Origin of the sequence: Aeromonas veronii, assembly GCA_041319085.1 — a bacterium.
In the GTDB taxonomy this organism is placed as follows: domain Bacteria; phylum Pseudomonadota; class Gammaproteobacteria; order Enterobacterales; family Aeromonadaceae; genus Aeromonas; species Aeromonas veronii_F.
In genome coordinates, this window is record CP101033.1 from 29892 (window position 1) to 52500 (window position 22609).

General features: G+C 60.5%; 22 protein-coding genes, 1 pseudogene and 1 riboswitch. Of the genes and pseudogenes, 13 read left to right on the plus strand and 10 right to left on the minus strand.

What is annotated here, in order from left to right:
* Positions 1–148 precede the first annotated feature (148 nt).
* The gene (locus NMD14_00150) at positions 149–862 is read left to right on the plus strand and encodes a 3-deoxy-D-manno-octulosonic acid kinase (GenBank protein ID XEI32952.1); all 714 of its coding nucleotides are present in this window, start codon (positions 149–151) and stop codon (positions 860–862) included.
* Positions 863–932: 70 nt separating this feature from the next.
* Positions 933–1796 (plus strand): sensor domain-containing diguanylate cyclase, encoded by an 864-nt coding sequence (locus NMD14_00155; protein XEI32953.1) that lies wholly within the window; start codon positions 933–935, stop codon positions 1794–1796.
* 6 nt (positions 1797–1802) lie between these two features.
* On the opposite strand, the gene NMD14_00160 is transcribed toward NMD14_00155, so the two are convergent.
* The gene (locus tag NMD14_00160; GenBank protein ID XEI32954.1) at positions 1803–2657 is read right to left on the minus strand and encodes a carboxylate/amino acid/amine transporter; all 855 of its coding nucleotides are present in this window, start codon (positions 2655–2657) and stop codon (positions 1803–1805) included.
* Between the two features lie 39 nt (positions 2658–2696).
* Between NMD14_00160 and NMD14_00165 the strand changes: the two genes are divergently transcribed.
* Complete coding sequence (locus NMD14_00165; protein XEI32955.1) at positions 2697–3158, plus strand: DUF6314 family protein; 462 nt, start codon at positions 2697–2699, stop codon at positions 3156–3158.
* Between the two features lie 27 nt (positions 3159–3185).
* On the opposite strand, the pseudogene NMD14_00170 reads toward NMD14_00165, so the two are convergent.
* The 3 genes and pseudogenes from NMD14_00170 to NMD14_00180 all read right to left on the minus strand — a co-directional run bounded on the left by NMD14_00170 (position 3186) and on the right by NMD14_00180 (position 5636).
* Positions 3186–4384 (minus strand): annotated as a pseudogene (locus NMD14_00170) (ISL3 family transposase).
* Positions 4385–4590: 206 nt separating this feature from the next.
* A complete protein-coding gene (locus NMD14_00175) occupies positions 4591–4752 on the minus strand; it encodes a hypothetical protein (protein XEI32956.1) in 162 nt (53 codons plus the stop codon).
* Complete coding sequence (locus NMD14_00180) at positions 4737–5636, minus strand: EamA family transporter (protein XEI32957.1); 900 nt, start codon at positions 5634–5636, stop codon at positions 4737–4739. The genes NMD14_00175 and NMD14_00180 overlap by 16 nt, the downstream gene beginning before the upstream one ends.
* A 91-nt stretch (positions 5637–5727) precedes the next feature.
* Between NMD14_00180 and NMD14_00185 the strand changes: the two genes are divergently transcribed.
* Positions 5728–6702 carry a LysR family transcriptional regulator gene (locus NMD14_00185; GenBank protein ID XEI32958.1) on the plus strand — a complete coding sequence of 325 codons (975 nt, stop codon included), beginning with the start codon at positions 5728–5730 and terminating at the stop codon, positions 6700–6702.
* Between the two features lie 230 nt (positions 6703–6932).
* Here the strand turns inward: NMD14_00185 and NMD14_00190 are convergent, their stop codons facing one another.
* Complete coding sequence (locus NMD14_00190) at positions 6933–7370, minus strand: universal stress protein (protein XEI32959.1); 438 nt, start codon at positions 7368–7370, stop codon at positions 6933–6935.
* A 502-nt stretch (positions 7371–7872) separates the two neighbouring features.
* Here NMD14_00190 and NMD14_00195 point away from each other — a divergent pair.
* From NMD14_00195 to NMD14_00220, 6 genes are all read left to right on the plus strand, one after another.
* The gene (locus tag NMD14_00195) at positions 7873–9060 is read left to right on the plus strand and encodes a trans-2-enoyl-CoA reductase family protein (protein XEI32960.1); all 1188 of its coding nucleotides are present in this window, start codon (positions 7873–7875) and stop codon (positions 9058–9060) included.
* A gap of 92 nt (positions 9061–9152) precedes the next feature.
* Positions 9153–9677, plus strand: coding sequence for a non-heme ferritin (gene ftnA, locus NMD14_00200; protein XEI32961.1), 525 nt, complete (start codon positions 9153–9155; stop codon positions 9675–9677).
* Between the two features lie 161 nt (positions 9678–9838).
* Complete coding sequence (locus NMD14_00205) at positions 9839–11023, plus strand: NAD(P)/FAD-dependent oxidoreductase (protein ID XEI32962.1); 1185 nt, start codon at positions 9839–9841, stop codon at positions 11021–11023.
* 81 nt (positions 11024–11104) lie between these two features.
* Complete coding sequence (locus NMD14_00210) at positions 11105–12778, plus strand: sensor histidine kinase (protein ID XEI32963.1); 1674 nt, start codon at positions 11105–11107, stop codon at positions 12776–12778.
* Positions 12772–13515: a LytTR family DNA-binding domain-containing protein gene (locus NMD14_00215; protein ID XEI32964.1), complete on the plus strand. Its 744-nt coding sequence runs from the start codon at positions 12772–12774 to the stop codon at positions 13513–13515. The genes NMD14_00210 and NMD14_00215 overlap by 7 nt, the downstream gene beginning before the upstream one ends.
* Before the next feature lie 109 nt (positions 13516–13624).
* On the plus strand, positions 13625–14821 hold the full coding sequence (locus NMD14_00220) for an MFS transporter (GenBank protein ID XEI32965.1): 1197 nt from the start codon (positions 13625–13627) through the stop codon (positions 14819–14821).
* Positions 14822–14896: 75 nt separating this feature from the next.
* On the opposite strand, the gene NMD14_00225 is transcribed toward NMD14_00220, so the two are convergent.
* The 4 genes from NMD14_00225 to NMD14_00240 all read right to left on the minus strand — a co-directional run bounded on the left by NMD14_00225 (position 14897) and on the right by NMD14_00240 (position 17824).
* Entirely contained in the window at positions 14897–16021 is a 1125-nt protein-coding gene (locus NMD14_00225) for a 5-(carboxyamino)imidazole ribonucleotide synthase (protein ID XEI32966.1), read from the minus strand.
* On the minus strand, positions 16018–16527 hold the full coding sequence (purE, locus tag NMD14_00230; GenBank protein ID XEI32967.1) for a 5-(carboxyamino)imidazole ribonucleotide mutase: 510 nt from the start codon (positions 16525–16527) through the stop codon (positions 16018–16020). Before purE ends, NMD14_00225 begins: the two co-directional genes overlap by 4 nt.
* Positions 16528–16590: 63 nt before the next feature.
* Complete coding sequence (locus NMD14_00235; protein ID XEI32968.1) at positions 16591–16893, minus strand: transcriptional regulator; 303 nt, start codon at positions 16891–16893, stop codon at positions 16591–16593.
* 4 nt (positions 16894–16897) lie between these two features.
* A complete protein-coding gene (locus NMD14_00240) occupies positions 16898–17824 on the minus strand; it encodes a sodium-dependent bicarbonate transport family permease (GenBank protein XEI32969.1) in 927 nt (308 codons plus the stop codon).
* 109 nt (positions 17825–17933) lie between these two features.
* Between NMD14_00240 and NMD14_00245 the strand changes: the two genes are divergently transcribed.
* The 3 genes from NMD14_00245 to murI all read left to right on the plus strand — a co-directional run bounded on the left by NMD14_00245 (position 17934) and on the right by murI (position 21869).
* Entirely contained in the window at positions 17934–18836 is a 903-nt protein-coding gene (locus tag NMD14_00245; GenBank protein XEI32970.1) for a LysR family transcriptional regulator, read from the plus strand.
* 35 nt (positions 18837–18871) lie between these two features.
* Positions 18872–19050: riboswitch (cobalamin riboswitch) on the plus strand.
* A gap of 51 nt (positions 19051–19101) precedes the next feature.
* On the plus strand, positions 19102–20967 hold the full coding sequence (locus NMD14_00250; GenBank protein ID XEI32971.1) for a TonB-dependent receptor: 1866 nt from the start codon (positions 19102–19104) through the stop codon (positions 20965–20967).
* Between the two features lie 107 nt (positions 20968–21074).
* The gene (gene murI / locus NMD14_00255) at positions 21075–21869 is read left to right on the plus strand and encodes a glutamate racemase (GenBank protein ID XEI32972.1); all 795 of its coding nucleotides are present in this window, start codon (positions 21075–21077) and stop codon (positions 21867–21869) included.
* A 7-nt stretch (positions 21870–21876) separates the two neighbouring features.
* Here the strand turns inward: murI and NMD14_00260 are convergent, their stop codons facing one another.
* The gene (locus NMD14_00260) at positions 21877–22368 is read right to left on the minus strand and encodes an RNA-binding protein (GenBank protein XEI32973.1); all 492 of its coding nucleotides are present in this window, start codon (positions 22366–22368) and stop codon (positions 21877–21879) included.
* Positions 22369–22609 lie beyond the last annotated feature (241 nt).

Sequence of the window (22609 nt, forward strand, 5' to 3'; positions counted from 1 at the left end):
CAATCGTCAGCCAGGATCGGCCGGGCCAGAGCCATGACCTATCCCTGCACCTCGCTGATAAAAGCCACTATTGCGGGCATGCCAGAGCGGCAGCCTCATCGCCAATTGAAAAATTGCGATCCATGACCCACCGAGCGGGATCTCCACGATGCGAATACAGACCGAACACAACCAGATCTGCTGGTACGCCGAAGGGGCCTTTCGCGACCCCTCTCCCCAGTTATTCGATCCTGCCTGGTGGCAGAACAATCGTCAGGTGGTGGGTACGTCCATCGGGCGGGGGGTAACCTGGTTCGTCAAGGATGAGTCCCGCCATCTGGTGCTGCGCCACTACTATCGCGGCGGTATGGTGGGCAAGGTGGTGCGGGATCGCTTCTGGTTCGAAGGGGTCGAGTCGAGCCGCGCCATGGCCGAATACGCGCTGCTCGATACTCTGCGCGCCAAAGGATTGCCGGTGCCGCGTCCGTTTGGTGCCCGCATGGTCAAGCATGGCCCCTTCTATCGCGCCGATATCCTGATCGAGCGGATTCGTGGTGCCAAGGATATGGTGGCGCTGCTCAAACAGGGGCCGGTGGCAACCGAGGTGTGGCACAAGATCGGTCAGACGGTGCGTCAGCTGCACGATGCCGGGGTCTATCACGCCGATCTCAACAGCCACAATCTGCTGCTCGATAAAGCGGACAAGGTGTGGGTGATCGACTTTGACAAGGGGGCGATCCGCTCTCCCGGTGAGTGGCAGAAGGCCAATCTGGAACGTTTGCTCCGTTCATTCAATAAAGAGTCTCAACTGCATACCAGTTTCCACTTCGTACCGGAGAACTGGCAGACCTTGATGAACGGGTATCAGGGAAAAGCGCTCTGACCCTGTTGCTCGGCGTGAACGCCAATGTTACTTATTGAGCAGGTATTCAGATCCTGTTTCGAGGCGCCCGATGGAAATGCTCAAGACACCTTTGGTCGATGTGACTGCCCGACTTGATCCGGGTCTGCTGTCTGATGCCATGGCGCTGCTGGAGGCGGGGATCTGGAGCTGGTCAGCCCAACATGGACTGCAGCGTGATCCCTCCTGCCTGCGCCTGTTGGGATTGGGAGAGAGCTGGCCGGATGATCTCGGCTGGCTGGATCGGGTGCATCCCGACGATGTTGCCCGGCTGGAAGATGCCCTGCTCGCCTGCCAGAGCGGCCGCAGCAGCGGTCTGCGCCTCGAATACCGCATTCTTCACCATCATGGTCACTACATCCGGCTGGAAGAGCGGATGCGTCGCGATGAGCGGGGCTATCTGCTGGGGGTCGTCCGTCACCTCGATCCCGCTGCCGTGCAGGTGGAGGAGCGACATGGCACCGATCCGCTGACTGGACTGGAGAGCCGTGGCCGCTTCGAGCAACTGCTGGAGGAGCGGCTGGCGACCGAGAGCGGCACTTTCAGTCTGCTGCAGTTCTCGGTCGATCACATGGCCAAGATCCAGCAACTGTTTGGCGAAGCGGCTTGCGACGCCATGCTGGCCAAGTTGGCGCGTATCGTGCGCCACGAACTGCGGCGGGAAGATCCCTTCGCCCGCTGGGATGAGGATGGCTTTATTTTGATGCTCTCCCAGACCGAGCGGATGAGTGCGCTGGAGATCGCCGAGCGGCTGCGCCTCGAGATTGCCGATGCCAGCCTGCTGCCACAGCGACCGGTCACCGTCAGCATCGGGCTGGTGCAGAGCCAGACCGGCGAGCAGCTCGATCATCTGCTGGCCCGGCTGGCCAGCTGTCACGGTCAGGCCAGACGGGAGCACAACACCGTCGTCGGCTGAGTGCGGTCAGGGCTGGCCGCGCTTGTCACGCTGGCAGACCCAGAGCGAGGCCAGCATCAGCAGGCCGCCGATGGTCAGACGGGTCAGGTCGGTATCCTTGCCCCAGAGCAGCAGGTTGACCAGCAAGCCGGCCGGAATGAGCGCATTGTTCATGATGGCCAGCACCCCGCTGCTGACCAGCGTTGCCCCCTTGTTCCAGAGGAAGTAGCCGAGGCCGGAGGCACCCACCCCCAGCCAGAGCAGGATGCCCCACTGCAACCCTGACGTCGGATATTGCGGCTTGCCCAGCAGCCACCAGGCGGGCAGGGCGATCACCAGCGCCCCCAGATAGAAGCAGCCGAACACCGCCAGTTGCGGCGGTTGCTCCGCCTCCCGTGCCAGCAGTACCTTGTAGCCGACCTGACCCAGTGCGAAACAGAGGTTGGCTCCCTGCACCACCAGAAATCCCAGCACATAGCTTTCGGTCAGGCCGTCGAAACGGATGACGGCAGCCCCGATCACCGCCAGCAGGGCGCCCCACAGATAGGTGGGCTTGAAGCGCCCTTCCAGCAGATCGTGCAGCAGGGTGACATAGAGGGGAGTGAAGATGGTAAAGACCAGCACTTCCGGCACTGTCAGCAGCAGGAAGGAGTGGTAGTAGAAGAGATACATGATGCCGAGCTGGATGGCGCCGAGGGCCATCAGCTTGGCCACCAGATCGGGGCGCAGCCAGCGGCGGCGCAGGAAGGGGAGAAACACCAGACTGGCGAGGGCGATGCGGGTCAGCACCGAGAAGTAGGCATCCACCTGGCCAGCGAGGTATACCCCGATCAGGCTGAAGGAGAATGACCAGAGCAGGGTGACCCCTATCAAGTAGTTCATGTGTTTGATTTATCGTCAGTTGTCAATTTTAAGGGGGCTATGATGGCCGAGATGGAAGCGGCAATCCAGCGTTTATGGGGGCGATTGCCACAGGTCGGAGCATTTAGCTTTACCGCCAGCAATGGCGAGGGGTCGGCGACCGACTGGAATGGTCGGGGCGAGGGGCGTGTGCAGGTGACCGATCATCAGGGTGGCTGGCTGTTTAGCGAGCAGGGTCGCTACACCACGCCCCATGGCCGGGAACTCGCCATGCACAACCGCTTCTGGTGGCAGCGCGGTGCGCGAGGGATCCGCCTCTCCCATCTGCGTTATGAGGCGCCGGTCGAACTGTTCGAGCTGCTGCCGCAAGGAGATGGCCGCTGGTTGACCTCCGAGCCGCATCTGTGCGGGGCGGATCACTACAGCGCCGAGTTGACCGAGATCGACGGCGGTTTTCTGCTGAGCTGGCAGATCACCGGGCCGCGCAAGAACGAGCGGCTCAGCTATCGCTATCTGCTCTGACGCTGGCTTGCAGGCATAAAAAAAGGTTCATCGCGTCTTTCCGGGGAAGGCGGCCTTGATTTTCAGGAAAAAGTATTCTGAGTCCCGAAATCCATAAGCCATGCGTTTGATCACCTTGATCCGATTATTCACGCCCTCCAGCAGGCTGGTGTGCATGGGAAAGATTGCGCTGGCCAAAATCCCCCGGGTGTAGCGGCGAAGGTTTTTGGCAAAACGCTCTAAGGGCTCCAGGCCACTTTCCTTCGCTTGCCGCATCCAGGCCTTCCATCGTCGCCAACCTTCCCTGACGCTCGGGGCGTACCAGATTTCCTTCAGGGCCTCCTTGAGAACATATGCTGTCGCCAAGGGCTTATTGGCTTCCAATAGCTCTTGTAATTTCACCGCCTGGTCTTCCTTGAGATTTTCTCGATTGCGCAGGAGTAACCAACGCGCCAGCTTGACGACCTTGCGAGCCGGCTTGTCATGCTTTAATGCATTGGCTTGATCCACCCGAATTCGGTCGAGCACTTTGCGGCCATAACCGGCCACCACATGGAACAAGTCATACACCACCTCCGCCTGTGGACAGTGCTGTTTCACTTCCAGATCGAAGGCGGAGTTCATGTCCATGGCGACCGCTTCAATCTGTTGGCATCGTTCGCCCATCAGCTCGAAAAAGGGGCGAATAGCCTCTCGGCTGTTGCCATGCCCCACCCACAAAACGCGAGTCCGTTCAGCATCCATGATCACTGTGGCATAGCGGTGGCCTTTATGCAGGGCGAATTCATCCATCACCAGCCGCCGCACCGAGCCGGGCTCAAAGGTGCCAACACTGGCCTGTAGCCGACGCTTGTCGATGGCCTTGATGGTATGCCAGTGCAGTCCGGTGAGCTGGCTGATATGACTGATAGGCATCAGCTCAAGCAAGGCCTCTACCCAGCGCAGCAATCGCTGCGTCAGCCGGGAGCTGGGGGTAACCAATCGATATGCTCAGAAACCCGACCACAACGCAGGCAGTCAACCCGACGGACGGGGACTTGCAGATGTACGCGAAGTTCAAGGAGGTCACGGTCACGAACCGTACGCATTCGGCGGTCATGGATGAGTGGACAGGGCTGATGGCACTGACCACAGAGCGGTAGATGATTGGCGAGAGGCTCAAGAGCCAATGTGATTTGTGTGGCAGAGCGGCGATGGACAGAAACGTCGTAACCTGGCCAGAACGAGGCAAAATCAATATGATGCATAGCGACAGCAGGGTAAGGGAGTCGGGTTGTTTGGCGACTACCAGTTTACCCGAACCCTGTCTGTCAACTTACTCTTCCCCACGCTTCCGCGAAGAACCTAAAAAAACCGGCGCAGAGCGCCGGTAGCGGGGGACAAATCGGAGGTTTTTTAAAAACAGTCCCAAAACAGGAGAGATAGACTCTCGTCACACATTCAGAGATGGACTTCAGGCATTCAGGGCATAGCTCAGCATGGCTTGCAGCTTGCTATCGAAGAACCAGGGCAGCAGTACCATCAGCAGGCCCATGATCCCGGCCAGTCGCTGGCGATACTGCCAGCCGGCAATCAGTACCAGACCACCGCACAGAGTGGTCAGGATGCCTGACATAGGGTGACCTCGCGCTGCGTGCGACGCTGTTGCGCCCACTGGTTCATGGCGACCGAGCCGAGGATCAGAGCCAGTGCCACGCCGGTGGTGGGGTGGATCTGTTCGCCGAGGAACAGGGCGCCCAGCATCACGCCGAACAGCGGCACCAGATAGTTGCTGAAGGAGGCGAACGTCGGGCCAGCCTTCTGGATCAGTGCCATGTAGAGGAAGTAGACCAGACCGGTACAGAGGGTACCCAGCACGGTAATGGCGCTCAGGGCCTGGCTGCTCGGCATGGTCAGGTTGCTCAGGTCAACCATGAAGGGTGCGACCAGCAGCAACTGGGTGGCTGAGGAGATCAGGATATTGCGGGCAACCACGACCGGATGGTCCTTGGCGAAGCGCTTGATCATCAGCAGGCCGATGGCGAAGCAGCTGGCACCCAGCAGGATGGCGACGGCACCGAGCAGGCCGGCGTTCATGCCCTGGGAGAGTTTCGGCCAGAACAGGGTGAGCACACCGGCAAAGCCGATGATCACGGAAAGCAGACCGGTTTTGGTGATTCTTTCACCAGAAATAAACAGCGGTGCAGCCAGAATGGTCACAAACGGGATACAACCCATGACCACGGCGGCGATGGCGCTATCCACATACTGCTGGCCCCAGGCGACCATGATGAAGGGGATGGTGGCATCCAGCAGGGCGATCAGCATATAGGTGCGCCACGGGGTGTGCTCACTCTTGAGCCGCATGAACAGGCAGAGCAGACCCAGGGTCAGGCTGCCGCACAGGGCACGACCGGCAGCCACCAGAATGGGGGGCAACTCGGCAACGGCCTGGTGCATGAAAATGAACTGGGAACCCCACAGCAGGCCAATGGCCAGCAATAACAGATAGCTACGCATTTGAATCTCCGATGTATTAAGCCAGCGCATTCTAGGTAATCTGTTACTATGGTAAAAATGAATTGTTGGCATTTAACTATGGATAATATCGATGGATAGCTCGCTCGCCCGCCTCGACCTCAACCTGCTCGCCGTATTCGACATGCTGATGCAGGAGCGCAATGTCACCCGTGCCGCCGAACGGCTGCATCTCTCCCAATCCACCGTCAGTCACGCCTTGGGGCGGCTGCGGGTGGCGCTGGATGATCCGCTGTTCGTGATGAGTCGGCGTGAGATGATGCCGACCGAGCGGGCCAAGGCGCTGGCCGGGCCGGTGCGCCAGGCGCTGGCGATGCTGGAGCAGGGATTGCGGCAGGCCAAGGGGTTTGATCCCGCCACTGCGCGGAGGATTTTCCGTATCGCCACCCCGGGCTCGGTGGAGCACGGGCTGGTGCCGGTGCTGGTGGACAGGCTCCATCGGCAGGCCCCTCACTGTCGGCTGGAGGTGTGCGAGCTGGCCGACAGCAACTACGAGCGGGAGCTGGAGAAGGGGGAGCTGGATCTGGTGATCGGTTTCGCCGGGGCGAATCACCTCTCACCCCGCTTGTGGCGGGAGGAGTGGTTCAACAACCCGCTGGTCTGCCTGTCGCCGCTTGGCAGCGAGTTGCCTGATGTACTGACCCCTGTCGAGCTGGTGAGCCGCCCCCACATCCACACCTCCAGCTGGGGCCATAGTCAGGCGATGGTGGAGCTCTGGCTGGCCCGTTTCGGGGTGGAGCGGGAGTTGGGCGTGCGGTTGCCGAGCTTTATGGCGGTGCCGCCGCTGATGGCGACCGGCCGCTATCTGGTGGTGGTGCCCGAGATGATCGGACGCCACTTTTGCCGCTACTACCCGCTGCGGTTGCACCAGCTCGACCCCGCCATCCCGATCGTCTACCTGATGGCAGGGCACCCGCTCACCGCCCACGACGAGGCGATCGGCTGGTTCAAGAGTCTGCTGCACCAGCTGGTGCTCGACCTCTACGGCGTCGATGCGCTCGCCACCCCGGCTCAGCGCGGGACGGAGCCGTTCAATTCGGCGAAGTAGTCGAGCCCCATCGCCCCTTCATCTCGGCCACCAGCGCCTTTACTCTCTCCAGTTGGGTGAGCCGGGAGGCGACAAAGGGATAAAAACAGTTGACCGCCTCTCAGTGGTCACGGTGTTTTATTTTGAAAATAAATAATGTAAACGCAGCTATGCCTGTTTATTGGTGTTTAAGCCAGTAATTATGATTTAATTATGTCATATTTATAGCAAATAAAACTGCGCCGGTTTCATTACTTCTGCAAGGGGACGACCAGCAGATCGCACGGCACCGTATTCATCAGCTGCCGCGCGCTAGAAGTGAGCAGGCTCCAGAAGCTCTGGCGATGGCCGCACACCAGCAGATCGATCTCGTACTCCTTGACCGCCTGATTGACCCGCTCGCTCAGATCGCCGCAGATCACCAGCTTCTTCTCGATGGGATAGTCCACCGAGGCCAGAAATGCCTCCAGCTTCTCTTTCGCTTCGGCGATCACCTGATCCTGCACGTTGTCGATGTCGATATCGATCATCTCGGTGTAGAGATCCTTGAGGTCCACATCGACATGGATCACTGACAGCTTGGCGCCGTTGGAGCGGGCTCTGTCCACCGCCTTGTCGATCACCTTGCGGTTGTCTTCAGAGAGGTCGATCGCGGCCAGAATATGCTTGTAATAGGTTGTTCCACTCATGGGGGTTCTCCTTACCGATCCGTCAGTCCACTATACCAATCTCTGCTGAAACTAACATGGTGTCTCAGGCACAGTTTTGGGATTTAAATGAGTTTAAGTGTGTGTGCTACAGGATGAATCACTCAGTTATTAACCACTGCCTGTCTATAAATCAAACAATAGTTTGAAGCCGGTCACACCCCTCGGCTTGCCGAACGGGGGGGAGAGGCATAGGATGGGCCCGTGCTTCGCAATGAACACAAAACAACAAAAAGCATCTGAATACCGCTTTGGGGAGCTACGTGCTCCCTTTTGTTTTTCTGCCTTATTTTTCGTCGCTTTTCTTGCTGTATTTCTTGCCGATAGTGTTTCGGCATCAAGTTAATCTCCCGTGATTTGGTTATGCTGTAGCCAGTTTCTTTGGAGGCCTTTCCATAATTATTCACCTCCAGGTTCAAGTGTGGTGTGGGTTTGCCCGCAACGGTCGTCCTTCATATCGCGTCGATGTATTGGAGATTTATTCATGATCATTCATCCCCAGGTTCAAGGTTGCGTTGCCCGCAACTGTCACCCCATCGGCTGTCGCGCCGCCGTGCAGCAGCAGATCGAACACATCAAGGCCGCAGGCCAGTTCAATGGGCCCAAGCGGGTGCTGGTGCTGGGGGCCTCCTCCGGGTTCGGACTGGCATCGCGCATTGCGCTCGCTTTTGGTGCCGGTGCCGACACCATCGGCATCTCCTTCGAGCGTGGCCCCTCCGACAAAGGGCTCGGCAGCGCCGGCTGGTACAACAACATCTGGTTTCGCAAGGAGGCGGAGCAGGAGGGACGCATCGCCATCAACCTGATTGGTGATGCCTTCTCCGACGGCATGCGCCAGCAGGCCATCGACACCATCCGTCAGCAGCTGGGGCAGGTGGATCTGGTGATCTACTCGCTGGCGAGCGGTATCCGGGGGCTGCCCAACGGCACGCAAGTGCGTTCGGTGCTCAAGACCACCGGCCAGCCGTTCAGCGGCTGGGGGCTGGATCTGGAGCGCGATACCCTGGTGCAGCAGTCGCTGGCACCCGCCACGCCGGAGGAGATCCGCGACACCGTCACCGTGATGGGCGGCGAGGATTGGCAGCTTTGGATGCAGGCGTTGCAGCAGGCCGATTGTCTCGCGCCCGGCGCGCAGACCGTCGCCTACTCCTACATCGGCCCGGAATCCACCTATCCCCTCTATCGCGATGGCACCATCGGTTATGCCAAGGAGCATCTGCACGCCACCGCCGAGACCATCAACCTGCAACTGGCCGAGATTGGCGGCCACGCCTGGGTGTCGGTCTGCAAGGCGCTGGTGACCAAGGCGAGCGCCTATATTCCGGTGCTGCCGGTCTATCTGGGCCTGCTGATGGGGGTGATGAAAGAGCGCGGCGTACACGAGGGCTGTATCGAGCAGATGCAGCGACTGTTTGCCGCCAAAATGTACGGGCCCAATGGGGTGGTGGCCGACGGCAACCGGCTGATCCGGATGGACGACCGCGAGCTAGACCCGGCCATTCAGGCCGCCGTTTCGGCACTCTGGCCCAAGGTGACGCCGGAGAATTTCCACGTGCTGGGGGACTTTGCCGGATTGCGGCAGGATTTCATGCAGCTCAACGGTTTCGAGCTGCCGGGCGTCGATTACGCTGCGCCGGTGGATGTCGCCTCCCTTGGCGAGCTGACCCCCTGAGCTGAAAGAAACGGGATCTCCCTCTCGTTGGCGGGTTGATTCATGGCCGGAGTGTGGCGACAATCGATACCAAATCACTGAGGAGAAACAAGATGCTGGCCCAAGCCATGATCGAGAAGTTGAACGAGCAGATTAACCTGGAGTTCTACTCCTCCAATCTCTATCTGCAGATGAGCGCCTGGTGCGAAGACAAGGGCTTTGAAGGGGCGGCGACCTTCCTGCGCCAGCACGCGGTCGAGGAGCGCCAGCACATGGAGCGTCTGTTCACTTACGTGAGCGAGACCGGCGCCATGCCGCGTCTGGGTGCCATCGATGCCCCTCCCCACGAGTTCAAGTCGCTGGGCGACGTATTCCGCACCACCCTGGAGCACGAGTACCACATCACCAAGTGCATCAATGGTCTGGCCCACGTGGCCTTCACCACCCAGGACTACTCCACTTTCAACTTCCTGCAGTGGTATGTGGCCGAGCAGCATGAAGAGGAGAAGCTGTTCAAGAGCATCGTCGACCGTCTGGGTCTGGTGGGTGAAGATGGCAAAGGCCTCTACTTCATCGACAAGGAGCTGGCCGAACTGGCCAAGGGTGCCCCTGCCAGCATCATGGACAGCAACGCCTGATAGTCGTGGACACTTAGTGTTCAGCCAGTACAATAACGGCCCCTTACAATAGGGGCCGTTTTTTTAATACCGGTTGGAAAGAACACAGCTGATTTTCAGTCGGGACAATAGCGGTTCTCTGTTGCAACAGGTGCCGTTTCTATTTTGATAAGTGAGTGATGATGAAGCAGGTCGATGTGGTGGTGATCGGGGCCGGTGCGGCCGGATTGATGTGTGCGGCGCAGGCGGGCTACCGTGGCCGCTCCGTGCTGGTGCTCGACAATGCCAAGAAACCGGGCCGCAAGATCCTCATCAGTGGCGGTGGCCGCTGCAACTTCACCAACCATCAGGCGGGTGCTCACGCCTACCTGTCGGAGAATCCCCACTTCAGCAAGTCGGCGCTGGCCCGCTACACCCAGCAGGACTTTATCGATCTGGTGGACCGCCACGAGGTCAACTATCACGAGCGCACTCTTGGGCAGCTGTTCTGTCTCGAGAGTGCCAAGGATATCGTCGATGTGCTGCTCACCGAATGTGACTGGGCCGGTGTCACCCTGCAGTGCCAGACCGAGATCCTCACCGTCAGCAAACAGGACGAGGGCTTCGTGCTGACCACCAGCAAGGGTGAGATCGGCTGTCACTCGCTGGTGGTGGCGACCGGTGGTCTCTCGATGCCCAAGCTGGGCGCGACCCCTTATGGTTTCAAGCTGGCGGAGCAGTTCGGTCTCAAGGTGCTGCCGACCCGCGCCGGGCTGGTGCCCTTTACCCTCCATCAGGCGGAGAAAGAGGCGTTCGCCGATCTGGCGGGCATCAGCCTGCCGGTGGCGGTGACCGCCGAGGATGGCACCCGCTTCAAGGAGGCGATGCTGTTCACCCATCGCGGCCTCTCCGGTCCCGTCATCCTGCAGATCTCCTCCTACTGGCATGCCGGTGAGAAGATCCACATCAACCTGCTGCCGGAGCTGGATATTGCGGCGGCCCTGCGCGAGTGGGCGCAGGCGCACCCGGCGCAGGAGCTGAAAACCGTGCTGGGGCGCGAGCTGCCCAAACGCTTCGTCGACAAGCTGCTGGAACTGGGTCAGCTGGTCAGCAAGCCGATGCGCCAGTACAACGAGCGGGAGCTGGAAGCGGTGGCCAACTTGCTGGGTGACTGGCAGATCCTGCCCAACGGCACCGAGGGGTATCGCACCGCCGAAGTCACCCTGGGCGGCGTCGATACCAACGAGATTTCCTCCAAGACCATGGAGGCGCGCAAGGTGCCGGGCCTCTACTTCATCGGTGAAGTGGTGGATGTGACCGGTTGGCTCGGTGGCTACAACTTCCAGTGGGCCTGGTCCTCCGGCTGGGTGGCCGGTCAATATTGTTGATGTCGTTGGGGCTGGTTTATCCGGCCCCGGTTTATTGGTCCGGGTTATGGTGATCGGTCGGGTTGCCGCAAGGGGGCACAGATGCTTGAGAATCAGATGATGTTGTTGGCGGTGTTCGAACGGGCGGCGCTGATGCTGATGACCCTCTTTTTCCTGACCCGTACCCGGCCGTTCCAGCGGCTGTTCCAGAAGCGGGATCACACCCCGGCTGAGCGGGTGCTGGTGGCGGCCATCTTCTGTCTGTTTGCGGTGTTCAGCACCTACACTGGCATCCCGGTTGAGGGGGCGCTGATCAACGTGCGGATCATCGCCATCATCGCCGGTGGCATTCTGTTTGGCCCCTGGGTCGGCATTCCGGCCGGGGTCATCTCCGGGCTGCACCGCTATCTGATCGACATGGATGGCCACACCTCCATCCCTTGTCTCATTGCCAGTATCATCGCCGGTCTGCTCGCTACCTGGCTGCACCTGCGCTGCCGCAAGTCGCGGCTCTGGCTCTACGGCATTCTGGCGGGAATGCTGTGCGAGGGAGTGACCATGGTGCTGATCCTGCTGCTGACCGAGCCCCATGAGGTGGGGGTGGAGATCGTCAACCACATTGCCTACCCGATGATCGCCGGGGCGCTCTGCATCGGCCTCATCATCAAGCTGGTGCAGGATCTGGATGACGAGAAGGAGCTGATTGCCGCCAAGCAGGCCAAACTGGCACTGGATATCGCCAACAAGACGCTGCCTTTCTTCCAGAACATCGATCGCCACTCCCTCAGTCAGGTGTGCGATGTGATCCGGCGCGACATCAGCGCCGATGCGGTAGCCATCACCGATACCCATGACGTGCTGGCCTATGTCGGGGTGGGCAAGGATTATTACGAGCTGGACGAGCACCACGCCATCAGCGGCATGACCCAGCAGGCGGTGCTGCTCGACCAGATCATCATCAACAACGATCTGCGCCAGTATCACCTCTCCGATTTCCACTCGGTCATCATTATTCCGCTGCGGGAAAACGGCGCGGTGAGCGGCACCCTCAAGATCTACTACCGCCGCACTCACAGCATCACCAGCTCGCTGCGGGAGATGGCGGTGGGCCTTTCCCAGCTCATTTCCACCCAGATGGAGGTGTCGCGCATCGGCCAGCTCAAGGAGATGACCCGCAAGGCGGAGTTCAGCGCGCTGCAGAGCAAGATCAACCCGCACTTCCTGTTCAATGCCCTTAATGCCATTTCATCCTTGATCCGCATCCGGCCCCAGCAGGCGCGCCAGCTGATCGCCAATCTGGCGGACTACCTGCGCTACAACCTCAACAAGGGGGACACGCTTATCGACATTCAGGAGGAGCTGCAGCAGGTGCGCGACTACGTGGCCATCGAGCAGGCCCGCTTCGGCGACAAGCTGGAGGTGGTGTTCGAGGTGGACGACGTTCACATTCAGGTGCCGAGCCTGCTGTTGCAGCCGCTGGTGGAAAACGCCATCCTGCACGGCATCCAGCCCCGCAGTGCGCCGGGGCGGGTCACTATCGAGGTGAAACAGCTGGCGGGTGGTATTCGGGTCGCGGTGCGCGACACCGGTTACGGCATCAGTCAGGCGGTGATCGACGGGGTGGCCGCCGGTCGGGTGGAGAGCCGCAGTATCGGCCTGATGAACGTGCATCAGCGGGTCAAGCTGCTCTATGGCGACGGCCTGCACCTCAAGCGGCTGGAGCCGGGTACCGAAGTGAGTTTCTATCTGCCGGATCAGGGGGCAATGCCATGCTGAAAGCCATCATAGTGGAAGATGAATATCTGGCTCGCGAGGAGCTGATCTATCTGGTGAACCAGCACAGCACCATCGAGATAGTGGCGAGTTTCTCGGATGGGCTGGCCGCGTTCAAATACCTGCAGGATCACGAGGTGGACGTGGTGTTCCTCGATATCCAGATCCCCTCCATCGATGGTCTGCTACTGGCCAAGAATCTGCACAAGTCGAGCCATCCGCCCCATATTGTCTTCGTCACCGCCTACAAGGAGTTTGCGGTGGAGGCGTTCGAGCTGGAGGCGTTCGACTACATCCTCAAGCCCTACAACGAGCCGCGCATCATCAATCTGCTGCAAAAGCTCGAGCATGCGGGCAAGCCACAGCCAGCCACCACGGGGGAGGCGAGTAGCGAGGGGAGCAGCCCCCACAATCGCACCGTCAATCTGGTGAAGGGGGAGCGCATCATCGTCACCCCCTGCGAGCAGATCTACTACGCGGAAGCCGACGAGAAGCTCACCTATGTCTACACCCGCGATGATCGCTATGTGATGACCATGACCATCAGCGAGTTTGTCGGTCGCTTGCCTGCCGAGGGGTTCTTTCGCTGCCACCGCTCCTACTGCGTCAACATCAACAAGATCCGCGAAATAGTCCCCTGGTTCAACAGCACCTATCTCATCAGGCTCCATGACCTGCCGTTCGAGGTGCCGGTCAGTCGCAGCAACATCAAGGCGTTCCGTCAGCTGATGCGGCTCTGATTGTCATTCATTCCCGCCGATCTGCATTTCATGCCTTAATCGATCGGCGCGCGCTGCGTCTTGCCTATAGTGGCCTCAATTTCCTATAGGCCATCGACCGAGACGCATCATGACTAAAGAGATGAATCGCACCCGGTACCTGACACTGATCGGTACCATCATCACCCAGTTCGCGCTGGGTTCTGTCTACACCTGGAGCCTGTTCAACGCTCAGCTCTCCGACAAGCTGGGCGAGCCGGTGAGTCAGGTGGCCTTCGCCTTTGGCCTGCTCAGCCTCTCGCTGGCGGTTGCCTCCTCCATGGCGGGCAAGCTGCAGGAGCGGTTCGGGGTGCGCAACGTGACCCTGGGTGCTGGCGTGTTGCTCGGTATCGGCTTCTTCCTCACCGCCCACGCCAGCAATCTGGCGATGCTCTACCTCTGTGCGGGCATTCTGGTCGGTTTTGCCGACGGTACCGGTTACCTGATGACCCTCTCCAACTGCGTGAAGTGGTTCCCGGAGCGCAAGGGGCTGATCTCCGCCTGCTCCATCGGGGCCTATGGCCTCGGTAGCCTCGGTTTCAAATACATCAACCTGCTGCTGCTCTCCCGCACCGGTCTGGCGACCACCTTCGAACTGTGGGGATTGATCGCCATGTCCATGGTGCTGGTGGGCGGCATGCTGATGAAGGATGCGCCCAAGCAGGCCGCCTCCGTGCAGCAGAGCGAGCGCCGTGACTTCACCCTGGCCGAGGCGATGCGCAAGCCGCAGTACTGGATGCTGGCGCTGATGTTCCTCACCGCCTGCATGAGCGGCCTCTACGTCATCGGTGTGGCCAAGGATATCGGCGAGAAGATGGTGGGTCTGCCTACCGTGGTGGCTGCCAACGCCGTCGCCATCATCGCCATGGCCAACCTGGGCGGCCGACTGGTGCTGGGTATCCTCTCCGACAAGATGTCCCGCATCCGGGTTATCACCATTGCCCAGCTGATTACCCTGGTGGGCATGGTGCTGCTGCTGTTCGTGCACCTCAACGCCAACCTGTTCTTTGTGGCGGTCGCCTGTGTGGCGTTCAGCTTCGGCGGCACCATCACCGTCTACCCCTCGTTGGTGAGCGACTTCTTTGGTCTCAACAACCTGACCAAGAACTACGGCGTCATCTATCTGGGCTTTGGTCTGGGCAGCATCATCGGCTCCATCGTGGCCTCCCTGTTTGGCGGCTTTATCGCGACCTTCCATCTGATCCTGGTATTGCTGGTGGTGGCGCTGGTACTCTCCCTCACCATCCGTCTGCCGGCTTCCGTGGCGCTGACTGCTGAACGGGCCTGATAAGCTTCCCAGCCACAGCAAGCAATAACAAAGACCCGGGCCACATGCCCGGGTCTTTGCATTTCTGATGGTCGATCAGCGTGGCGCTAACCCCAGCAACTGGCGGGCCTGACGGCAGGTCTCCTCCACCATTGGCCACTCGTTCCCGGTTACTGTGATATGGCCCATCTTGCGGCCGGGGCGGGGTTCACCCTTGCTGTAGAGGTGCAGATGCAAGCCGGGCAGCACCAGCAGGGCGGCCCAGTCGGGTGTGCCGTTCTGCCAGAGATCCCCCAGCAGGTTGATGAGCAGGGCGGGTCGTACGGCAATCTGCTCTGGCAGCGGCAGATCGCACAGGGCGCGCACCTGCAACTCGAACTGGCTGCATGCGGCATTGTCGAGGCTGGGGTGACCCGAGTTATGGGGGCGGGGCGCCAGCTCGTTGACCAGCAGTCGCCCTTCCACCAGAAAGAACTCCACCGTCAGCACCCCGACGTAATCGAGGGCGGCGATCAGCCGCTCGGCGATCGCTTTGGCTTCGCTCTCGAGCACCGGCACATTGGCCGGGGAGCGAGTCTGATCGAGAATGCCGCCGCTGTGCCAGTTCTGCACCAGCGGCAGGGCGCTTATAGCCCCGCTCGGGCTGCGGGCTAGGGTCAGGGCAAACTCCCCCTCCAGCGCCAGCCGTTTTTCCAGCACGCAGGACACGCCACTGGCTGCCAGTGCCGTCGCCAGCTCATCCAGATTGCTCACCTGCCACTGCCCCTTGCCGTCGTACCCCTCGCGGGCCGTCTTGAGAATGGCGGGCAAGAGTTCGCTGGCCTGTGCGGGGATAGGCTCTTCCGGCAGCAGCGCCAGAGAGGGGGCGATCGGGATGTCAGCTCCGCGCAGAAAGGCTTTCTCCTCGCGGCGATCCTGACAGACCCGCACCGCGCTGGCGGCCGGGCGTACCGGCTTTTGTTTTTCGAGCAGGGCGAGGGTGGCGGCGGGCACGTTCTCGAACTCGCAGCTGATGGCCTCGCAGCGGCTGGCCAGCTCGTGCAGGGCGGTCTGGTCGTCATAGGGGGCGACAATATGGTGATCGGCTGCGGCACCGGCGATGCTGGCCGGATCGGGATCCAGCACCACCACCTTGTAGCCGAGGCGGTGAGCGGCCATCACGAAGTAGCGGCCAAGCTGGCCGCCCCCCAGCATGCCGAGGGTGGCGGGTGGCAGGATCATGTCGGCTCCTCCAGTTGCAGTGCCAGCACCCGATCTCGCTCGCGGGTGCGGAAGTCGTCGAGCTGCTGCCGGTAGCGGGGGGCGTCGCCGTCTTGTGCAACGGAGAGCAGAGAGACGGCAAACAGGGCTGCGTTGGCAGCCCCCGCCTCGCCGATGGCGAAGGTGGCGACCGGTACCCCCTTGGGCATCTGCACGATGGAGAGCAGAGAGTCCATCCCCTTGAGATGTCGGGAGGGAATGGGCACCCCCAGCACCGGCAATGTGGTCTTGGCGGCGATCATGCCCGGCAGGTGAGCGGCGCCACCGGCTCCGGCGATGATGGCGCGCAGACCGCGCTCGCGGGCAGTGGCAGCATACTCGAACAGCAGGTCCGGGGTGCGATGGGCCGAGACCACCTGCGCCTCGTAGGGCACGCCGTGCTCCTTGAGGATGCGGGCGGTAGCCTGCAGCACGGGCCAGTCGGAGTCGGAGCCCATTACCAGGCCGATCAGGGGATAGGTGTTCATTTTTTCTGAATCCTTGATGTTAAACGTTTGCTTTTGGTAAACAAAAAGAGCCGGCAAGCCGGCTCAGAATTTCTCGGGTCGCACGATTTCGACCGGTTGCAGAAAGGCGATCATGGCGTAATCGGGGTAGTAACGACTCTGCAGATGGGCCAGCAGCCGCTCCGCCTGCTCCCGGCTGCAGATCGCCTCCAGCCGGATATTGCCGCTCTCGCTCCAGCTGGCGTTGCGCTCGCCATGATCCCCCCGGCCGCGGGCATCCGTGATGGTGTAGCCGCGCAGCCCCTCGCGGGTGAGGGTGCGCAGCAGGGTCGGCTCCAGATTGGCTTCCGTGATGATGGTCAGCAGGGTGCGGGTCTCGGTCTGCATGTGGCTACTCCGTGAAGTGGCGGGCCCAGCTGTGGTAGAGCGGGATCCCCAGCATGATGTTGAACGGGAAGGTGACCCCCAGCACTGCGCTGAGAGACAGCCCCGGGTTGGCTTGGGGCACGGCGATGCGCATGGTAGCCGGCACGGCAATATAGGAGGCGCTGGCCGCCAGGGTGGCCAGCAGGGTCAGGCCGCCGAGGGAGAGCCCCATCAGCTGGCCAGCAGCCAATCCCAGTCCCGCTGAGGCGAGCGGCATCAACAGGGCGAAGCCGAGCAGGAACAGGCCATGGCGGCGCAGATCCTGACACTGGCGGGCGACGATGAGGCCCATCTCCAGCAGGAACAGCGCCAGCGCCCCCTTGAACAGGTCGACAAACAGCGGTTTGAGCGGGGCAATCCCGTCCGGCCCGGCCAGATAGCCGATGGCCATGCCGCCGAGCAGCAGAGTTACCCCCTTGCCGAGGAAGGTCTCGTGGGCCAGCATGCGCCAGCGGGTCTCGTGACTGATGCCGCGGGCGAGCACTATGCCCACCAGAATGGCGGGGATCTCCATCACCGCGAGGAAGATGGAGAGCTGGGATTCAAAGCTGATGCCCCGTTCGGTGAGCCAGTTCACCCCGACCGCAAAGGTGGCGACGCTGACCGAGCCGTAGTGGGCGGCGGTGGCGGCGGCATCCACCCGGTTCATCTTGAGGCGCAGCACGGCAAAGCCGAGCAGGGTCTGCACCACGCCCAGCAGGATCACCAGCGCCAGTTGCGGCAGCAGAGGTTGCAGGGATTGCTGGGCCAGACCGACGCCGCCCTTGAGGCCGATAGCCAGCAGCAAAAAGAGGGAGAGGGTGTCGTAGAGGGCGGGCGGCAGCTTGAGCTCGGAGCGTACCAGACCGGCCAGCAGACCAAACAGAAAGAAGAGAACAACGACGTCCAGCATGATGGCTCGCAGGGCAGTTCAGATAATGGTTGCATGCTAGAGCCCGCAATGTTTCGATAAAATCAGATTCTCGCTGATGGTTATTCGGTAAAAACTGATAGGGAACGGCATGCTCAACTACAAACAGCTCTACTACTTCTGGCATGTGGCGCGCAGTGGCAGCGTGACACAGGCCGCCGAACAGCTGCACCTCACGCCGCAGACCATCAGCGGTCAGGTCGCCGAGCTGGAGCAGTCCCTCGGGGTGGCGCTGTTCAACCGGGTGGGGCGGCGTCTGGTGCTGACCGCTGCTGGTCGGCAGGCGCAGGAGCAGGCGGGGGCGATTTTCTCGCTCGGTGCCGAGCTGGAGCACACTCTGCGCCACGCCAGTCAGGAGCTGACCATGCAGGTGGGGATCGCCGATTCGGTACCCCGTACTCTGGCGTTCGAGCTGCTGGCTCCCGCCATGGCGCTGGCGACCCCGCTGCGGCTGGTGTGTCATGAGGAGCGGGCCGAGCAGCTGTTCAGCGAGCTGGCCCGTCACAAGCTGGATATGGTGCTGATCGATCGCCCGCTCCCTCCCGACAGCGGCGTGCGTGGCTATAACCACGAGCTGGGGCGCAGCCCGCTGGCGCTGTTTGCCAGCCCGGAGCTGGCGGCGCGGGCCCGGGACGGCTTTCCCGCCTCGCTGGAGGGGTTGCCGTTGCTTATTCCCGGAGAGAAGTCTGCCACCCATGATCGGCTGCTGGAGTGGTATCGCCAGCAGGGCATTCATCCCCATCTGGTGGGGCAGTTTGATGACTCCACCCTGATGAAGTCGTTCGGCAAGGCGGGGATGGGGATCTTCCCGGCGCCGCTGGCAATGGCCGACGAGATTGGTCGTCTCTACGGGGTGGAGCGGATCGTGACCCTGACAGAGGTCACCCTCTCTTACTATCTGGTCTCGGCGGGGCGCCATCTCTCCCATCCGGGGGTACAGGCGGTGATGGAGGGGGCCCAGCAGCGGCTGGCGGCGCTGGTTGGCAATAAATAGAAATCTGGATGGCTATACATCCAGCTTGGCTCTGCCTATAATCCCCCCGCTTTGGCGCATCATGCTTAAAAGGGAATCCGGTGAGAATCCGGAGCTGGCGCGCAGCGGTAAGGGGGAACGAAGCGACATCAGGGCACTGCCGTCAGGTGGGAAGCCGTCGCCGTAGGTCATCAGCCCCCGAGCCCGAAGACCTGCCAAAGTTCGTATTTCGGGCCGAGAGAAACCGGCCACGAAGTAGATACTTACGCGAACTTAAGGATCTCTCATGTCGAAGAAATTTCTGGCGGCTGCCCTGTTGCCGACGGCGGTGTTTGCCCAGCAGCTGACTATTCCCATCAATCCCACCATGGTAGTGACCGCCACCCGCGTCGCCCAACCTGCCTCCAGCGTGCTTGCCCCGGTCAATGTGGTGACCCGTGACGAGATCGATCGTCTGCAAGCCCAGACCGTGACCGATGTGGTCAAGACCCTGCCTGGGGTCGAGGTGGTCAGCAATGGTGGCCGAGGCCAGCTCAGCTCGCTGCGGGTACGTGGTGGCACCTCTTCCCAGACGCTGGTGCTGGTGGATGGGGTGCGCAGTGCCTCCCTGACCGCCGGGATGACCGAACTGAACAACCTGCCACTCAATCAGGTCGAGCGGATCGAGTATATCCGCGGCCCGCGCGCCACCATCTATGGCTCAGATGCCATCGGCGGGGTGATCAACATCATTACCCGTCCCGACAAGGGGACCAATCAGCACAAGTTCAATATCGGTGCCGGTTCCCATCAACAGCGCCAGGCCGCTTTCAGCAGCGCCAGCCAGGTGGGTGAGGCCGGTCAACTCAAGGTCGCTGGCGGCTTTGACGACGAGTCCGGCTACAACGTCCACCCCATCGCAGCGGTGAATGATGGCGATAAGCATGGGCATAAGGGCTACAACGCCATGCTGGACTACCAGCAGGCGCTCGGTAGCAACTGGGATCTGTTCGGTACAACCCGCTGGTTCCGCAATGTCGCCCAGTACGACAGCTCTTCTGCTGCTTCCGCCTGGGGGCCTGCCACCCATCAGCGCAACGAGACCTGGACTGAAAACCAGAGCTATCAGCTGGGGTCGCGCTATCACAATGATCGCTACCTGAGCGAGCTGCGTGGCGCCTTCTCCAAACAGGATGCTTACGACTATCAGGACACCAGTGGCCGCGATCAGGCCAATAACCGGACCTATACCCGCCAGTACAGCCTGAACTGGGTCAATAGCTTGAAATTGAACGAGAGCTGGACGCTGGGAGGCGGGGCCGATTGGCAGAGTGATCGACTGGATGATCGCTCCCGCTCCTCCGGCGACACGTATCCGGCTGATGCCAAAGAGCGTGACAACACCGGCCTCTATGCCCTGGCCCAATTCGATAACCAGACCTGGCAGGCCGAGCTGAGCGGCCGTAGCGATGACAACGAGCAGTTTGGCCGCCACAACACCTGGCAGACCGGCGCAGGCTGGCGCTTTGTCGAGGATTATCGCCTGAGTGCCCGCTACGGCACCGGTTTCCGTGCCCCCTCCTTTAATGACCTCTACTATCCGGGCTCAGGCAATCCCAACCTGAAGCCAGAAGAGTCGAAGAGCAGCGAGCTGATGCTGGACGGTCAAACCGCTGGCGTCGAGTGGCGAGCCACCGGTTATCGCAACGACTTCGAACAGATGATCCAGTGGGCGCCCAATAATCAGGGTATGTGGACACCACAGAACGTTGGCAAGGCGCGCATTGAAGGGATCGAGCTGGAAGGGGAGTTTGATACCGGCTGGCTGAGTCATCGAGTCTCTGCCGAATACAAGGATCCCAAAGACAAGGTGACCGATAAGCAGTTGCAGCTGATCTCCCGCAAGGGGGCCAAATGGGTGACCCAGGCGCAGTGGCAACAGTTTGACGGCTCGTTAAGCTGGATCTACCAGGGTGATCGCTATGGCAATGTGGCCAACACCACCGAGTTGGGTGGTTACAGCCTCTGGAATCTGGCGGTCGGCTACAAGGTCACCCCGGCGCTCAAGGTATCTGGCAAGATCAACAATCTGCTGGATAAGGAGTATCAGACTGCGGTGGGTTATCCGGCCGATGAGCGCGCTTACTACGTGACAATGGATTACGCCCTGTAAATAGTCTCCTCTTGATGGGAAAAACCCGGGCCCTGCCATTGGCAGGGCCTTTTCTATTGGCGGCAGGCGGGAGTATGATCGCCGCCTTGCACCAAAGGGGAGCTCAAGTGGCCAATATTCTCGTGTTTGATTCCGGTATGGGTGGCCTGACCATCTACCGCGAGATCCGCCGCGTTCTGCCGGCACACAACTATGTCTACTGCTTCGACAATGCCAACTTCCCCTATGGTGAATTGAGCGAGTCCGCCCTGATTGCTGCCTGCACCCGCTTGGTGACCACCATGGTGGCCCGTCATCAGATCGATCTGGTGGTGATTGCCTGCAACACGGCCAGCACCATAGCGCTGCCGGCCCTGCGTGCGGCACTGAATATTCCCGTGGTGGGGGTGGTGCCAGCCATCAAGCCCGCCGCCGCACAGACTCGCAACGGTTGCATCGGTCTGCTGGCTACGCCGGGCACGGTGAGTCGCGACTATACCCACGAACTGATCGCCCAGTTTGCTCCCGGCAAGCGGGTGCTGCTCAAGGGCACCACCGAGCTGGTCATCGAAGCCGAACACAAGCTGGCGGGCCTGCCGGTCAATATGGCGTTGTTGCGTGAAGTGCTGGCCGACTGGCTGGAAGGGGAAGATAAGCCGGATACGCTGGTGCTGGGCTGTACCCACTTTCCGTTGCTGGATGAAGAAATACGACAGCTGATGCCTGCGTGCCAACTGGTGGATTCCGGTAGTGCGGTCGCCAAGCGGGTGGCTCACCTGCTGGCTACTTTGCAAACGACACCGACGCGGATGGACGATGTTGGAGGGAAGGCCTATTGCACCCGGCTGGATGGGGAGGCCCAAAAACTGACAGCCCCCTTGCAAGCATGGGGGCTGTCATCACTGGAAGAGGTAAGGTACTGACGAGCGGTTAGACGTCAGCTTCGCTACCTTCCCTTTCCTCTTTATCACGTTTGTCATTCGCTTCACGCACCTTGAGGGTGCGCTGCTGGTACTCTTTATCATTCAACGCTGCAATCGCCTTGGCGGCATCGGCGGCGGGCATCTCCACGAAACCGAAACCTCTGCGCTTGCCGGTTGCCTTGTCCTTCATCAACCGCACGGAAATGACCTGGCCCTGTTCGGCAAACAATTCGCGCACTGCAATCTCGTTGGCGCGATAGGGCAGGTTGCCTACATATAAGGTGCAAGTCTCCTGATTGGCGATCTGCTCGGCGACATTAGCCGGAGCTCGCTTCAGGAACAGCGGTACCACGAAACCGCCGATGGCCAGACCGACTGCAAAAATCACTTCCGCTTTCAAAGAGAACTGCAGGGCCTGGGCAACCAGGTAGCCAACCACTGCCAATACCAGAGCAAGGATTGCGGCCTGCATATAAACGGGAAACTTGGATAAATTCATCTTAAAAGACCTTTTGTAAATGAAAGCAAAAAAGGTGCAACACTATATTCACCTCCATGGTAACCAGCTTTCTTGATTGGCGCTACCATGGACCACTCGGGAGAGGTTATCGGCTCCAGTATGGCATTCCCAAGGTCACTAAAGGCGACATAAATGACGCTAAAATGGGAGTGAAATAACCGAATTGTGGATAACATTGTATATATACACTGAATAAGTTGTTTCTAATTGAATAATTTGA

Coding starts and splice junctions, on each gene's coding strand:
- purE (XEI32967.1), bottom strand. CDS start 16,527: ATGAACACCTATCCCCTGATCGGCCTGGTAATGGGCTCCGACTCCGAC.
- NMD14_00260 (XEI32973.1), bottom strand. CDS start 22,368: ATGAATTTATCCAAGTTTCCCGTTTATATGCAGGCCGCAATCCTTGCT.
- NMD14_00165 (XEI32955.1), top strand. CDS start 2,697: ATGATGGCCGAGATGGAAGCGGCAATCCAGCGTTTATGGGGGCGATTG.
- NMD14_00235 (XEI32968.1), bottom strand. CDS start 16,893: ATGCAGACCGAGACCCGCACCCTGCTGACCATCATCACGGAAGCCAAT.
- NMD14_00185 (XEI32958.1), top strand. CDS start 5,728: ATGGATAGCTCGCTCGCCCGCCTCGACCTCAACCTGCTCGCCGTATTC.
- NMD14_00225 (XEI32966.1), bottom strand. CDS start 16,021: ATGATCCTGCCACCCGCCACCCTCGGCATGCTGGGGGGCGGCCAGCTT.
- NMD14_00190 (XEI32959.1), bottom strand. CDS start 7,370: ATGAGTGGAACAACCTATTACAAGCATATTCTGGCCGCGATCGACCTC.
- NMD14_00180 (XEI32957.1), bottom strand. CDS start 5,636: ATGCGTAGCTATCTGTTATTGCTGGCCATTGGCCTGCTGTGGGGTTCC.
- NMD14_00195 (XEI32960.1), top strand. CDS start 7,873: ATGATCATTCATCCCCAGGTTCAAGGTTGCGTTGCCCGCAACTGTCAC.
- NMD14_00220 (XEI32965.1), top strand. CDS start 13,625: ATGACTAAAGAGATGAATCGCACCCGGTACCTGACACTGATCGGTACC.
- NMD14_00155 (XEI32953.1), top strand. CDS start 933: ATGGAAATGCTCAAGACACCTTTGGTCGATGTGACTGCCCGACTTGAT.
- NMD14_00250 (XEI32971.1), top strand. CDS start 19,102: ATGTCGAAGAAATTTCTGGCGGCTGCCCTGTTGCCGACGGCGGTGTTT.
- NMD14_00240 (XEI32969.1), bottom strand. CDS start 17,824: ATGCTGGACGTCGTTGTTCTCTTCTTTCTGTTTGGTCTGCTGGCCGGT.
- NMD14_00245 (XEI32970.1), top strand. CDS start 17,934: ATGCTCAACTACAAACAGCTCTACTACTTCTGGCATGTGGCGCGCAGT.
- NMD14_00210 (XEI32963.1), top strand. CDS start 11,105: ATGCTTGAGAATCAGATGATGTTGTTGGCGGTGTTCGAACGGGCGGCG.
- NMD14_00175 (XEI32956.1), bottom strand. CDS start 4,752: ATGTCAGGCATCCTGACCACTCTGTGCGGTGGTCTGGTACTGATTGCC.
- NMD14_00160 (XEI32954.1), bottom strand. CDS start 2,657: ATGAACTACTTGATAGGGGTCACCCTGCTCTGGTCATTCTCCTTCAGC.
- NMD14_00150 (XEI32952.1), top strand. CDS start 149: ATGCGAATACAGACCGAACACAACCAGATCTGCTGGTACGCCGAAGGG.
- NMD14_00205 (XEI32962.1), top strand. CDS start 9,839: ATGAAGCAGGTCGATGTGGTGGTGATCGGGGCCGGTGCGGCCGGATTG.
- ftnA (XEI32961.1), top strand. CDS start 9,153: ATGCTGGCCCAAGCCATGATCGAGAAGTTGAACGAGCAGATTAACCTG.
- NMD14_00215 (XEI32964.1), top strand. CDS start 12,772: ATGCTGAAAGCCATCATAGTGGAAGATGAATATCTGGCTCGCGAGGAG.